Raw genomic sequence first — 12,195 nt, 5'->3', positions numbered from 1 at the left:
TGGTTGGTTTTATATATATGACAAAACGCTACATCTCCTACTCCCCCGTTAAAAAGGGGACCCAACTCTTGCAAGGTGGGTCCCGTTTATTTATATAGAATCACATAACTAATTTAGTGATTGCACTGCTGTTAATTATACACGGAAATTCCAACCCCGCGTGTCAGCTACTTTCCCGGTACGGATAGCATCCATCTGCTTGATGATTTCACTACCAACCGCGTATTTAGTTGTATCCAATTTGATGCTAACATCTTTATAATCCAATTGTTCAACATATGCTACACTTGCGGCGGTACCGGTTCCGAATACCTCGCGCAATGTACCATCTTTATAGGCCGCGATCACTTCATCGATAGAAATTGGGCGCTCTTCTACAGTTAAGCCCATATCTTTGAGTAGTTCCATCACGCTGGCACGGGTTACCCCTGCCAAGATTGTACCTTGACTAAGATCCGGCGTAATAGCCTTGTTGCCGATGATTACAAATAAGTTCATGGTGCCGCATTCCTGCAAGCTCTTATATTCAAACCCATCAACCCAGAGTACTTGATCGTAACCGGCTTTCTTGGCCAATTCTGTCGGGTACATCGTGCCCCCGTAGTTACCGGCTGCTTTCGCATAGCCAACACCACCCGGGAATGCCCTAACATATTTGTCTTGCACCAACAATTTGATCGGCTTATTGAAGTAAGGACCTGCCGGCGAATTGATGATCATGAATTTATAATGCTCCGACGGACGCACACCGATATACTCATCGGATGCGATCATGAAGGGCCTCAGGTACAGGGAGCAACCCTCACCTGTCGGGATCCAGTCGCGATCCATATCGATCAACTGGGCCAAACCGCCCATGAATAACCATTCAGGAACGCTAACCATACCCATACGTTCCGCGGAAACGTTGAACCTTTTAAAGTTGTCAACCGGGCGGAAGATCATCGGGTTACCTTCCTGGTCCTTATAGGCTTTGATGCCTTCAAAGATGGCCTGGCCGTAATGCCAAGCTGCATTTGATGGGCTGACGCTGATATTTCCATATGGAAGGATCTCCGCGTTCACCCATTCCTTACCGTCAAAATCAGCCACCAGCATATGGTCGGCATACATTTTACCAAAAGCTAGGTTATTGAAATCAACAGCTCCAATCCTGGACTCCTTGATTTTCGTTACCTTGATCTTCTTTTTGCTTTCTTCCATCAGTGCTGATTTTGTCGTGGAATAATCTTCTACCATCATGGTTTATCGGTTTTATCTCAATAATTTTACACTCGCTTACGAGAAGACTCGTTCAGGGAACGATTTGCAAATAAACGTATTTTTCTTACCCTGGAATCACCCTAACACTAACAAATATAAACTGTATGGGCTTAGACAAGATACAATTTGATCCTTATTTATTGGCTAAGATCTACGACCAGCCTATCATTCCCGGGATTAAAAACCCGGCCAAAACGGTTCAAAAAGAGCTGCCGAAACTCAAATTTTTAGGTGAAAATCAAAAAAATATCGCCTTGCTCGTACAAAATGAAAATGAAGCGTATTTAAACGATGAATTATTCAATTTGCTCACCAATATTTTGAATGCTTGTCAACTCGGTATGCAGGATGTTGCCCTGGTCAATTTAAAGCATTTCCCTGCTACAAACCTGCGGGAATTACAACAGGTGCTGCCATTTCAAAAGGCCATCGGCTTTGGTTTAGAACCTAACAAATTGAATATTAGCGATATACCTAATTACCAGGTACAGTTCATCGATGGTGTTCAATTCGTTTCGTCGGAGCCCCTTACCGTAATCAATGAAAATAAGGTTTTGAAAGGTAAATTATGGCAAGCTCTGAAACAACTTTTTAATATTTAATTTTATCAAGATATTTAGCATGGAGCTAGTTTTTGCTACGAACAACGAAAATAAAGTAAAGGAAATCAAAAGTATGCTAGGGAATGCTTTCGAAATCATCACCCTGCAAGATGCCGGGATCGACATCGATATCCCCGAACCACACGACACGCTGGAAGCCAATGCCAGGGAGAAATCAACCGTTATACATAACATGACGGGTAAAAATTGCTTCTCCGAAGATACCGGCCTTGAAATAGACGCTCTCAATGGCGCACCGGGCGTATTGTCGGCCAGGTATGCAGGTGAACAAAAATCCGCTGCCGATAATATCGTGAAGGTACTGGCCGAAATGGAAGGAAAAACTAACAGGAACGCGCGGTTTAGAACCGTTATTTCGTTGATTCTCGATGAAAGGGAATACCAGTTTGAAGGTGTCTGCGAGGGGAAAATCGCCGGTACGGGAAGTGGCGAAAAGGGTTTCGGTTACGATCCTATTTTCATCCCCAATGGCAGCACTACCAGCTTCGCGGGGATGGATATGCAGGAAAAAAATAGTTATAGTCACCGGGCAAAGGCTTTCCGGCAACTTATCGACTTTTTAAAAAACAGGTAATAATTTATCATACGAATGGCTAGAGTTAAAATTGATATGCCGGATCGGTATGCATTTTCCATGCAGATCCCGGTTCGGATCCAGGATGTTAATTACGGTGGGCATGTAGGGAATGATGCCATCCTTTCCATGATCCACGATGCCAGGGTCCAGTTCTTGAAAAGCCTGGGCGCTAGCGAACTGGATGCTTTCGGCGCAGGCCTGATCATGGCAGATGTTGCCATCGTGTATAAAAATGAAAGCTTCCATGGCGATATATTACAGTTCGAGGTATGCGCCTCTGAATTTTCGGCTTTCGGCTTCGACTTATTTTACAAGGTTTCAACGCGCCGCGAAGGGAAAGACCTACTAATTGCCGAAGCTAAAACCGGCATGGTATGCTTCGATTACACGCAAAGAAAAATAACTAAAGTTCCTGCCGCCTTAAAAGCTGCCATGGAAATTAAAGAATCATAAACAGATAGAGAATGAGCACAACAACAACGGATCAAGCTAGTATCTTGAAAGATATCATACTAACGCGCCGCACCATTAAGCCGGCAAGCATGAATGGTAAAAAGATCGAAGATACACAAGTGCAACAATTATTCGAATTAGCAGACTGGGCGCCTACCCACGGCTTAACCGAACCCTGGTATTTCATGGTGTACGCGGGTGAAAAAGTGCAGGAATTCTGCCTGGCGCATGCCGAACTTTATAAAGCGAATGCGCAACCGGAACAATTCGTTCCCGGCACTTACGACAAGTTAAAGTCCATGGGCGACTTGGCCTCCCACCTGGTGGTCATGGCCATGAAACGCGGCGCTAATCCTAAAATCCCGGCATTGGAAGAGCTAGCAGCGACTTCCTGCGCTATTGAAAATATTCTTTTGGGTGCCAGCAGCATGGGTATTGCCGCTTACTGGGGTACCGGTGGTATGGCCTTAAAACCAGCCATGAAAGAATACTTGAAATTAGGGGAAGAGGACCAAATTATGGGCTTCCTGTACCTTGGTTACAGCGATGAACCCATCCATAAAGTTGGCAGGAGAACCCGCCCTTTAAGTGAAAAAGTACAATGGATGTAATTTAATTAGTCAATTTAGCCTGATTTTCATAAAATTCGTACATAAAAACTAATTCTATAAAAATTCGTAAAATAATACTTATTTTTTGAAAATTAGGCTAAATAACCTAACTTAGTCATCCATCAAAGTAAATAATAATGGAAGCAGTTATTACTGCGGATATCGTTAATTCCACCAAGTTAGATAGCCGGGATTTCCAGCTACTATTAATTGAAATACAAGAGCAATTCCCCGAGTGTGACAAGCTTGAATTTTACCGGGGCGATTCCTTCCAAGTTTTAGTAAAGGATGCAGCCACGGTATACCATAAAATGCTGCAATGCAGGCTAAAAGCCATCTCACATAGTATGCAAGAGGCGCGGGTAGATATTCGCCAAAGCATTAGCTTGGGCTATGTAGCAGCAGATATCTCCAACCTCGACTCCCACCTAGAAGATATTTTTGTAACTTCAGGACGTGCATTAGACCGGATTACGGATCCGAAGAGCCAACAGCACTTACTGATAACTTGCGGTGACGCTATTTTTGATATCTCTTATGATTTGATAGCCCATTACACCGATAGCTTGGTAAGCCAAGTAACAGCCAAGCAAGCGGAAGTATTATATTATCTTTTATTAGGGAAAAACCAGAAGGAGGCAGCCACCTTGTTAAAAAAATCTGCGGCAACTATCAATCAGCAAGTTAAAGCTGCCCGCTTCGAGGAGATGGCCTACCTGTTAGAACAATACAAAGTATTAACACAAGCATTTATCGAACATGGAAAATAGCATTATTTGGTTAACCAAGCTGATCTTTGCGCACCTGGTGAGCGATTTTGCATTACAAAAGAGATCTTGGATAGATGATAGGAACGAACGGAAGATAAAGTCGCCCCTACTGTATTTACATGTTCTGATTACGGGTGTAACGGCCTTGTTATTCATGGGCTTTCAATATATACAAACTGTAGCGATCATCACCATCAGTCATTTCCTGATAGATTTGTTCAAATCCTATCTAAAGCCCAACTTCAGGAATTTCGTTTATGATCAACTGGCACATATGGCCGTAATCGTCTTGTGTTGGTGTTGGCAATTCCAACTATTTCCTACCGAAAAAGAGATATTGGAATTCTATTACCAAGGCAATGCCTGGTATTTTGCTGCCGGAATATTCTTCTTGGTATATCCCTCTTCCATCATCATCAGCCTAGCTACCAAGCATTGGGCAGATCAAATATCGACACCAAGAAGCAGTACCGCCGACAAAGGCTTGGTAAATGCCGGGAAATACATTGGCATCATAGAAAGATTAATAATTGGCGTATTAGTTTTTATCGGCCAATATGAAGCTATAGGCCTCTTAATTGCGGCAAAAAGTATATTAAGATATAACACGGCCAAAGAAGAAGTAAAAACGGAATATTTATTAGTAGGCACACTCATCAGCATGTCGATCGCGGTAGCAGTAGGCCTCCTGTTAAAATACCTAGTCAACCAATAAATAAACCTAATTAAACCCCAAAAACTCGAACAAAACAAAACTCGAACAAAAAATCCGTGCAATCCCTAAATCCGGTATCATCCGTGAACATGGACCGCCCCAAGATTGAGGCGGCTATTTATTCGTCCACTATTCGGTTTTACATTCCGAGCTCTTTGAAGTAGTTGGGATAATCTGAGATAATACCATCTACTCCCATATCTTTCAGTTCTTGAATCTTGGCTTTATCATTCACTGTCCAGGGAACGATCTTAACACCTTTATCATGGCAGGCTTTCACCAAAGCAGGTGTCACCAACTTATAATCAGGGCTCAAGATAAAAGGCGTAAAACCTAGATCCTTGATATTTTCATCCAGCGATTTCTTGTTATTATCACCGATCAAGAAGGAAGTTTTTACGGCAGGAAATTTCTTATGTAAAACCTGCAAAGTTCTTTTATCAAAAGACTGTATCACGGTTCTATCCACGATACCGTTATCAATAACCACCTTCATCAGCAATGCCACGAATTGCTCCGGCTTTGGATTCCGAACGCCATCGTACTTGGCAGATGATTTTGTTTCGATGTTATACCATTTCGGGGCAACACCTTCCTGTTGGGTATATTTCTCTACCGCTTGAATCAAATCAGACAACAAGGGTTTGTTTACCTTCATCTTTTCCTGCTGCGGAAAATTCGGGTTTCCCCGCATCCCCACATCATACTTAACGATATCAGCATAATTCATTTGATATAACAACAAATCTTTCACCTGCTGCCGGGTAACGGGTGTACCATCCGGAGCAGTGGAGATATCCGGGTTCATGTACTGGTCGTGCGAAACAACAACTTTCAAATCCTTGGTAATATTCGCATCCATCTCCAGTGTTGTAACACCAATATCGATCGCATTTTTCATAGCGGGTATGGTGTTTTCAGGTTTCAGTCCCCTACCTCCCCTATGCGCTTCGGAATCAAAAGCAGGGAATTGATTTTCCATGGAAGCAACATTTTTTTGAGATGCTGCTTTCTTCTGGGAGGAGCAAGCTGACAATAACAAGCTTCCCACAAGTAAGGCAGACATCGATGAACGTACCATCATTTGTATAATTTTTAACTCGTGAAATTACAGTATCCTGGACTGTTGTATGTTAAATTAATCCTAACCTTTCTTTTTCCTTGCGCCAAGTCAATAACGTAAAAAAAATGGCGAGCAAACAAGCCACTATCAAGATAACGAAACCGCCATCCCAACCAAAATGATCCACGATATACCCCATGGCAACATTGGCAAACATGGCGCCACCCAAGTAGCCGAACAAACCGGTCAAGCCCGCCGCAGTACCCGCCGCTTTCTTCGGAACAAGATCCAAAGCCTGTACGCCAATCAGCATCACGGGGCCATAAATTAGGAAGCCGATAGCAAACAAAGCCATGTTATCTACCCAAATATTACCTGGAGGATTCTTCCAATATATCAACACGAAAACTAAGACCAATGCCATGTAAATAATCGTGGCAGGAGCCCGGCGACCTTTAAACACCTTATCACTGATCCAGCCACATAATAAGGTACCCGGAATCCCTGCATATTCATAGATAAAATATGCCCAGGAAGATTCATTCACATTAAACCCCTTCGCTTCTTTTAAATAAGTAGGCGCCCAATCCAATACACCGTAACGGAGTAGATAGACAAATATATTGGCCAAAGCAATGTACCACAGCAACCTATTCGGGAGAATATAATTCAAGAAAATCTCCTTGGCTGTCATTTCATTTTCCGACTTGCTACTGTAGTCTTTCGGATAATCATCTTTGTAAGCTTCGATAGAAGGCAAACCGCAAGACTGCGGCGTGTCCCTTACCAGCAAATAGGCAATCCCCGCCAAAACCATGGCAACAGCCGCCGGGAAGAAAAACTTACTTTGCCACATCCCGAAATAATACATTCCGAGGATTGTTAAAGGCCCTACTAAACCGCCACCCACATTATGCGCAACATTCCAGATAGACATCATCGTTCCCCTTTCCTTGATAGAAAACCAATGCACCATTACCCTGCCACTGGGAGGCCACCCCATACCTTGGAACCAACCATTTAAAAACAGTAAAGCAAACATGATACCGATGGAACCCGTTGCCCAAGGGAACAGTCCCATTAACAACATCGTTAGGGCAGAAAGAAATAAGCCTAATGAAATAAAGATCCTCGCATTGCTGCGATCAGAAACATTTCCCATCAGGAACTTGCTCAAACCGTAAGCAATGGAAACGCCGGAAAGAGCCAAGCCAAGATCTCCCTTGGAAAAACCTTTTTCCATAAGATCCGGCATAGCCATAGAAAAATTTTTCCTTACCAGGTAATAACCTGCATAACCGATAAAGATGCCGATAAATACCTGCATTCTCATCCAGGTATATTTACTTTTAATTTCTGATTGTGGAATAGTAGGCTTGTGCGCCGGTGGTTTTAACCAGTTCATGTTACTCTAAAGTGGAATAAATAATAAACGTGAAATTGAAAAATTAGCTTAGCATGTAGGTGGATGCCAAGGTATTGAATGATTGAATTTGTTCCTGCTCCCAGGTTGTATCTTTATTCAACTCTTTGGCCATGATAGCAGCCACTTTCGGCGCTATGCGTACCGCTTCGTGGGCATCGAGGAAAAGGGCCCTGATCCTTCTCGCCAACACATCTTCAACCTGTTGCGCCAACTCATGCCTCACCGCCCAAGCCACTTGTGCCGCGATGATTTGGAGGGATTCAGATAAAACCTCGCTCATTCCGGGTTCAGAAGCGGCTAATGCTTGAATGCCGGGCATATCGGCGCCATAAAAATATAGGGGGTTGTTTTCATCGGTGTTTTCGACGAAACCATGAATCGGGAGGAATTTTGTCGCGGTAGTCGTTTTCTTCCACTGGTGCACTTCTTCGAGCTTCGTAACTACATCTTCACCCATTCTACGGTATGTTGTCCATTTACCACCGAGGATACTTACCAAACCTGAAGGCGTTACCATTATTTTATGGTTCCTTGAAATTTCCTTCGTTTTGGCTTTTTCTCCCGTAGGCGCTGCCAAAGGTCTAAGCCCGGCCCAAACGCTCAACACGTCCGTTCTTTTAGGTGCTTTCGTAAGATATTGATCGGCTGTATCGAGAATAAATTGAATCTCCTTTTCTAAAGCTACGGGATCCAGGCTAATGCTCTCGACGAGAGTATCGGTAGTACCTACTACCAATTTATTATGCCATGGAACTGCAAAAAGCACCCTGCCATCACTGGTCTTGGGAATCATTAACGCCGTCTTTCCCGGGAGGAAGCTATGATCCAATACCAGGTGTACTCCTTGACTGGCCACGATAGAACGGGGTTCATTAGGATCATCCATTTGCAAAACATCGTCTGTAAATACGCCGGTAGCGTTAATAACACCTTTTGTCTTTACATGAAATACTTCACCGGTTTCATTATCCTGAAGTTTAAGGCCGCTCAATTTCCCAGTTATATCCTTTTCCATCGCCTTCACTTCCATGTAGTTAATAGCGATGCCGCCATGCTCCAAGAAAGTTTGCACCAGGTTAATAGCCAGGCGGGAATCGTCAAATTGGCCATCATGATATAATACCCCAGCAGAAAGGTGATCTTGCTTAATCGTAGGTAAACGTTCGATAGTTTTTTTACGGGAAATATATAAGGAACGGCCAAGGCTTAATCGCCCTGCCATCCAGTCGTAGAGTTTTAACCCGATTGTATAAAAGATCCCATCAAACCATGAATATGCTGGAATTACGAAGGAAAGGTTATGCGCTAAATGCGGGGCATTTTTTAATAGTAATCCCCTTTCAACGCTGGCTTCCCGCACCAGGGCTACATCCCCTTGAGCCAAGTACCGCACGCCGCCATGCACCAACTTCGTGCTTTTGCTGGATGTAGATTTTGCAAAATCTGCTTTCTCAACCAACAAGGTTTTATATCCCCTGGTAACTGCTTCAAGTGCAGCACCGATCCCGGTAGCACCTCCACCAATAACAACCACATCCCATTCCTGGTCGATCTTCGATTTAAACTGTGCTAATAAATTTTCCCGCATCATAACGTAATAATTATCCGCTTAGAATTCTTTGTATCGTTAACGAATATACCTCGTTAACTAATTATCCATACCGTTACAAGGTACATCGGAATACGATACACTACAAATATTTCTATTAAAATGATAAAAAATTAACATCAATAGCATGAAAATGTTTTAAACCAGGTGTTGATTATAACAGCCGGGACATAAAAAACACCGCGATCTTTCGAAAGCAGTGTCATTTAATAATTATAGAAAAGGATGAAAATATTTAACGTGAAATAAAATTTAGGCAGGATAAAGGATAATCTGTGAAACTTATGAAATCCATAAAATCCGGGACTAAAGATCCCAATTTTGCACGCGGGCAATAGCTTTCTTCCAACGGCTTCTCAATCGATTACTAAATTCCATGTCTTGCCTTGGGGAGAAGGACTCCCCCGGTTCGTACATCTTCTTTACGGTTTGCCAATCCCAAAACCCTGTAGCCAAACCCGCTAGATATGCGGCGCCCAAAGCACTTGAAGGCATTACAGCCGGACGGGTAACCGGGTATTGGAGCAAATCCGTCTGGAGTTGCATGAAAAAGGGATAAGTTGCAGATGTACCATCTACACGGATCTCCCCTATCTTGCGGCCACTATCTTTTTCCATGGCTTCCAGGGCATCAGCCAAACCGAGCGCTACACCCTCTAAGGCTGCCCTTGCAATGTGCCCAACAGAAGTGCCGCGCGTAATACCGATAATCATACCGCGTGCATAGGCATCCCAATAAGGAGCACCGAGGCCTGCCAATGCCGGCACGAACATTACGCCCCCGTTATCTTCTTCGGTTTGGGCCAAGGCTTCAACTTCCGCGGTAGCTTCAATAACCCCTAACCCGTCCCTCATCCAACGAAACACGGAACTCCCGCCGAAAACACTTCCTTCTAATGCGTAAGTCACTTTATCCCCGATCTTCCAAGCAACCGTTGTCAATAAATGGTGTTGCGACAAAACGGGTTGATCCCCGGTGTTCATCAACGCGAAACAGCCGCTACCGTAAGTATTTTTAACCATCCCCGGCTCCAGGCACATCTGTCCAAACAAGGCCGCATGTTGATCTCCCGCAACTCCCGCGATCGGAACCGGGGCGCCCAATATGGCAGGCGCAGTGTAAGCGATGATCTCACTGTTACTGCAAGTTCCAGGCAATAGTTTATGTGGAATATTAAATAGTTTCAACAAATCGGCATCCCAATCCAACGTATGGATATTAAACAACATGGTACGGGAAGCATTGGTAATATCGGTCACATGAACTTGCTGGCCGGTTAATTTCCAAATCAGCCAGGAGTCTATCGTCCCGAAAGCAAGGCTCCCTTGTTCTGCCTTAGCGCGGGCACCGGGAACATGATCCAAGATCCAGCTAATCTTGCTTGCAGAAAAATAGGCATCCAACAACAAACCGGTTTTTTCCCGGATCAACTCTGAAAATCCTTGGTAACGAAAATCATCGCAGATTTTGGAAGATCTGCGATCTTGCCAAGCGATAGCATTATAAATAGGCTGGCCGTTGGTTTTGTCCCATATAACAGTGGTTTCCCGCTGGTTGGAGATGCCGATCCCCGCGATATTAGCAGCGGTAATGCCGGAAGCATTCATCAGCTCCTCTATGGCAGCACGCATGCTAAACCATATTTCATCCGGGTCTACTTCGATCCAACCGGGTTGCGGGTAATACTTATCGTATTCCTTCTGCAATTGTTTTACAACGCGCCCTTTTTTATCAAATAAGACGACTCCTGCCGTGCTAGACCCTAAATCGAGGGATAAGATATGACCGTTCATAAAGATTACACGTTTTTCAAATCAGTAATGGCTTGCATCAGTTCACCGAGGTATTGATACATGGCTTCGAGGTATTCGTTACCTTGCTCTGTAAGTTTATAATATTTGCGGGGAACACCTTCATCCATTTCAACCCACCTGGAATCCACCAGTTTCTCCTTCTTGAGCCTGCTCAGCAGGGGGTAAATCGTTCCTTCTGCAATATCCATGTCAGCCAACTTCTTGATTTCGCTGATCAATTCATAACCGTAGCGCTCTTGTTTTTGCAAGAGCAACATGATGATATACTCGAACAATCCCTTTTTGATCTGGGATTGCCAACGGGTTATGAAATAGGCATTTTGCTTATTCTCCATGCGGATTTAATATCTTGATTCATAAAAGTAGGTAAAAAAAACTTTGCATGTAGCAGGCGATGGTAATAAGGTGGCCGGCATCCTGATAAAAGAAAAAGGCTACCTGCTAACAGGCAACCTTTCTGTCTTTTCACACATTCATACCTAGCAATTACGGGTACACAAATCCTTCTTTCTTGAAGAAGTAAAAGTTGCGGAACCCGCCCCAACTTTCAATATGTGTAGCCGCGATTACCAGTTCATTTTCATTGAGCTTTATTATATCGTAATTCCAATTCTGCCCGTTACTAACATCGCTTCCCACGAAAGATAACTTCATGCTTTCCACATCGAAGCTGAATTTACCCGGTTTATTACCATTCGGTGTAATCAACTCGAAATTATAACTACCGTTTAAGTCAAATGTCATCTTATCATTAATGATTGCTTGTTGATCCGCCATGTTATCTTTCCACCATGTGGGACCGTTATCCCGGTAATCGCCACCGCCGGTAATGCAGCCCAGGGGATTATCAACAGCCCATACCCAAGTTTTACCATCGACGCCGTTTGTTAATAAATCCCAGTACGGGTCAGCAAAGAAATTAGCATCATTTTCCGTTACGGTAATTTCTACTGAGTCTACAGAGGGGCCGCCTTTTCCGTAAGCGTAATATTTGATCGGGAAAGTTCCTGCAAAGGGGATTACCGCTTTGAACTTACGTGCGTTTGATACACCGAAACCATAATCCCAATATGGAATTATCTCCGGGGTGAGACTTTCCATGGTTACCTCGTTATCATAGCCTGGTGTTTGCGTCACCGTAAACTCCAATTGATCTGCGGGTAATGGTTTACCCATCGACTCGCGATCTTCCTTAGCGGTACAAGCTACGAACGAACTTGCGATGATGGCTATATATAGAGTATTGCGTAACTTTTTCATGTATAAGAAT

The 12,195-nt window shown here is 43.6% G+C and carries 13 protein-coding genes; 6 read left to right on the top strand and 7 right to left on the bottom strand.

Annotation, left to right across the window (positions count from 1 at the left end):
• Positions 1-135: 135 nt before the first annotated feature.
• The gene (locus tag COR50_RS09660; RefSeq protein ID WP_232516333.1) at positions 136-1,242 is read right to left on the bottom strand and encodes a branched-chain amino acid aminotransferase; all 1,107 of its coding nucleotides are present in this window, start codon (positions 1,240-1,242) and stop codon (positions 136-138) included.
• Between the two features lie 125 nt (positions 1,243-1,367).
• On the opposite strand from COR50_RS09660, the gene COR50_RS09655 reads away from it, so the two are divergent.
• The 6 genes from COR50_RS09655 (at position 1,368) to COR50_RS09630 (ending at position 5,012) form a co-directional block, all read left to right on the top strand.
• The gene (locus tag COR50_RS09655; protein WP_098193795.1) at positions 1,368-1,865 is read left to right on the top strand and encodes a Rho GTPase-activating protein; all 498 of its coding nucleotides are present in this window, start codon (positions 1,368-1,370) and stop codon (positions 1,863-1,865) included.
• A 19-nt stretch (positions 1,866-1,884) separates the two neighbouring features.
• A complete protein-coding gene (rdgB, locus tag COR50_RS09650; protein WP_098193794.1) occupies positions 1,885-2,460 on the top strand; it encodes an RdgB/HAM1 family non-canonical purine NTP pyrophosphatase in 576 nt (191 codons plus the stop codon).
• A 15-nt stretch (positions 2,461-2,475) separates the two neighbouring features.
• On the top strand, positions 2,476-2,916 hold the full coding sequence (locus COR50_RS09645) for an acyl-CoA thioesterase (protein ID WP_098193793.1): 441 nt from the start codon (positions 2,476-2,478) through the stop codon (positions 2,914-2,916).
• A gap of 11 nt (positions 2,917-2,927) precedes the next feature.
• Positions 2,928-3,527, top strand: coding sequence for a nitroreductase family protein (locus COR50_RS09640; RefSeq protein WP_098193792.1), 600 nt, complete (start codon positions 2,928-2,930; stop codon positions 3,525-3,527).
• Between the two features lie 137 nt (positions 3,528-3,664).
• Complete coding sequence (locus COR50_RS09635; protein ID WP_098193791.1) at positions 3,665-4,297, top strand: helix-turn-helix transcriptional regulator; 633 nt, start codon at positions 3,665-3,667, stop codon at positions 4,295-4,297.
• A complete protein-coding gene (locus COR50_RS09630; protein WP_098193790.1) occupies positions 4,287-5,012 on the top strand; it encodes a DUF3307 domain-containing protein in 726 nt (241 codons plus the stop codon). Before COR50_RS09635 ends, COR50_RS09630 begins: the two co-directional genes overlap by 11 nt.
• Positions 5,013-5,151: 139 nt before the next feature.
• On the opposite strand, the gene COR50_RS09625 is transcribed toward COR50_RS09630, so the two are convergent.
• The 6 genes from COR50_RS09625 to COR50_RS09600 form a co-directional block, all read right to left on the bottom strand.
• Positions 5,152-6,096, bottom strand: coding sequence for a glycerophosphodiester phosphodiesterase (locus COR50_RS09625; RefSeq protein ID WP_232516332.1), 945 nt, complete (start codon positions 6,094-6,096; stop codon positions 5,152-5,154).
• A gap of 49 nt (positions 6,097-6,145) precedes the next feature.
• Complete coding sequence (gene glpT / locus COR50_RS09620) at positions 6,146-7,480, bottom strand: glycerol-3-phosphate transporter (RefSeq protein WP_098193789.1); 1,335 nt, start codon at positions 7,478-7,480, stop codon at positions 6,146-6,148.
• A 43-nt stretch (positions 7,481-7,523) separates the two neighbouring features.
• Positions 7,524-9,092, bottom strand: a complete 1,569-nt coding sequence (locus COR50_RS09615) for a glycerol-3-phosphate dehydrogenase/oxidase (protein ID WP_098193788.1) — start codon at positions 9,090-9,092, stop codon at positions 7,524-7,526.
• Positions 9,093-9,416: 324 nt separating this feature from the next.
• Positions 9,417-10,904 carry a glycerol kinase GlpK gene (glpK, locus tag COR50_RS09610; protein ID WP_098193787.1) on the bottom strand — a complete coding sequence of 496 codons (1,488 nt, stop codon included), beginning with the start codon at positions 10,902-10,904 and terminating at the stop codon, positions 9,417-9,419.
• A gap of 5 nt (positions 10,905-10,909) precedes the next feature.
• On the bottom strand, positions 10,910-11,260 hold the full coding sequence (locus COR50_RS09605) for a PadR family transcriptional regulator (protein ID WP_098193786.1): 351 nt from the start codon (positions 11,258-11,260) through the stop codon (positions 10,910-10,912).
• 151 nt (positions 11,261-11,411) lie between these two features.
• Positions 11,412-12,185, bottom strand: coding sequence for a hypothetical protein (locus COR50_RS09600; protein ID WP_098193785.1), 774 nt, complete (start codon positions 12,183-12,185; stop codon positions 11,412-11,414).
• Positions 12,186-12,195 lie beyond the last annotated feature (10 nt).

This window comes from Chitinophaga caeni (assembly GCF_002557795.1).
Taxonomy (GTDB): Bacteria; Bacteroidota; Bacteroidia; order Chitinophagales; family Chitinophagaceae; genus Chitinophaga; species Chitinophaga caeni.
The sequence above is the reverse complement of the archived record's forward strand: the minus strand, read 5'-3'. Positions and strand labels throughout refer to the sequence as shown.

What these genes read in the sequence shown, in the direction of transcription:
- COR50_RS09660 (WP_232516333.1), bottom strand. Translation starts at nt 1,242, where the DNA reads ATGATGGTAGAAGATTATTCCACGACAAAATCAGCACTGATGGAAGAA.
- COR50_RS09655 (WP_098193795.1), top strand. Translation starts at nt 1,368, where the DNA reads ATGGGCTTAGACAAGATACAATTTGATCCTTATTTATTGGCTAAGATC.
- rdgB (WP_098193794.1), top strand. Translation starts at nt 1,885, where the DNA reads ATGGAGCTAGTTTTTGCTACGAACAACGAAAATAAAGTAAAGGAAATC.
- COR50_RS09645 (WP_098193793.1), top strand. Translation starts at nt 2,476, where the DNA reads ATGGCTAGAGTTAAAATTGATATGCCGGATCGGTATGCATTTTCCATG.
- COR50_RS09640 (WP_098193792.1), top strand. Translation starts at nt 2,928, where the DNA reads ATGAGCACAACAACAACGGATCAAGCTAGTATCTTGAAAGATATCATA.
- COR50_RS09635 (WP_098193791.1), top strand. Translation starts at nt 3,665, where the DNA reads ATGGAAGCAGTTATTACTGCGGATATCGTTAATTCCACCAAGTTAGAT.
- COR50_RS09630 (WP_098193790.1), top strand. Translation starts at nt 4,287, where the DNA reads ATGGAAAATAGCATTATTTGGTTAACCAAGCTGATCTTTGCGCACCTG.
- COR50_RS09625 (WP_232516332.1), bottom strand. Translation starts at nt 6,096, where the DNA reads ATGATGGTACGTTCATCGATGTCTGCCTTACTTGTGGGAAGCTTGTTA.
- glpT (WP_098193789.1), bottom strand. Translation starts at nt 7,480, where the DNA reads ATGAACTGGTTAAAACCACCGGCGCACAAGCCTACTATTCCACAATCA.
- COR50_RS09615 (WP_098193788.1), bottom strand. Translation starts at nt 9,092, where the DNA reads ATGATGCGGGAAAATTTATTAGCACAGTTTAAATCGAAGATCGACCAG.
- glpK (WP_098193787.1), bottom strand. Translation starts at nt 10,904, where the DNA reads ATGAACGGTCATATCTTATCCCTCGATTTAGGGTCTAGCACGGCAGGA.
- COR50_RS09605 (WP_098193786.1), bottom strand. Translation starts at nt 11,260, where the DNA reads ATGGAGAATAAGCAAAATGCCTATTTCATAACCCGTTGGCAATCCCAG.
- COR50_RS09600 (WP_098193785.1), bottom strand. Translation starts at nt 12,185, where the DNA reads ATGAAAAAGTTACGCAATACTCTATATATAGCCATCATCGCAAGTTCG.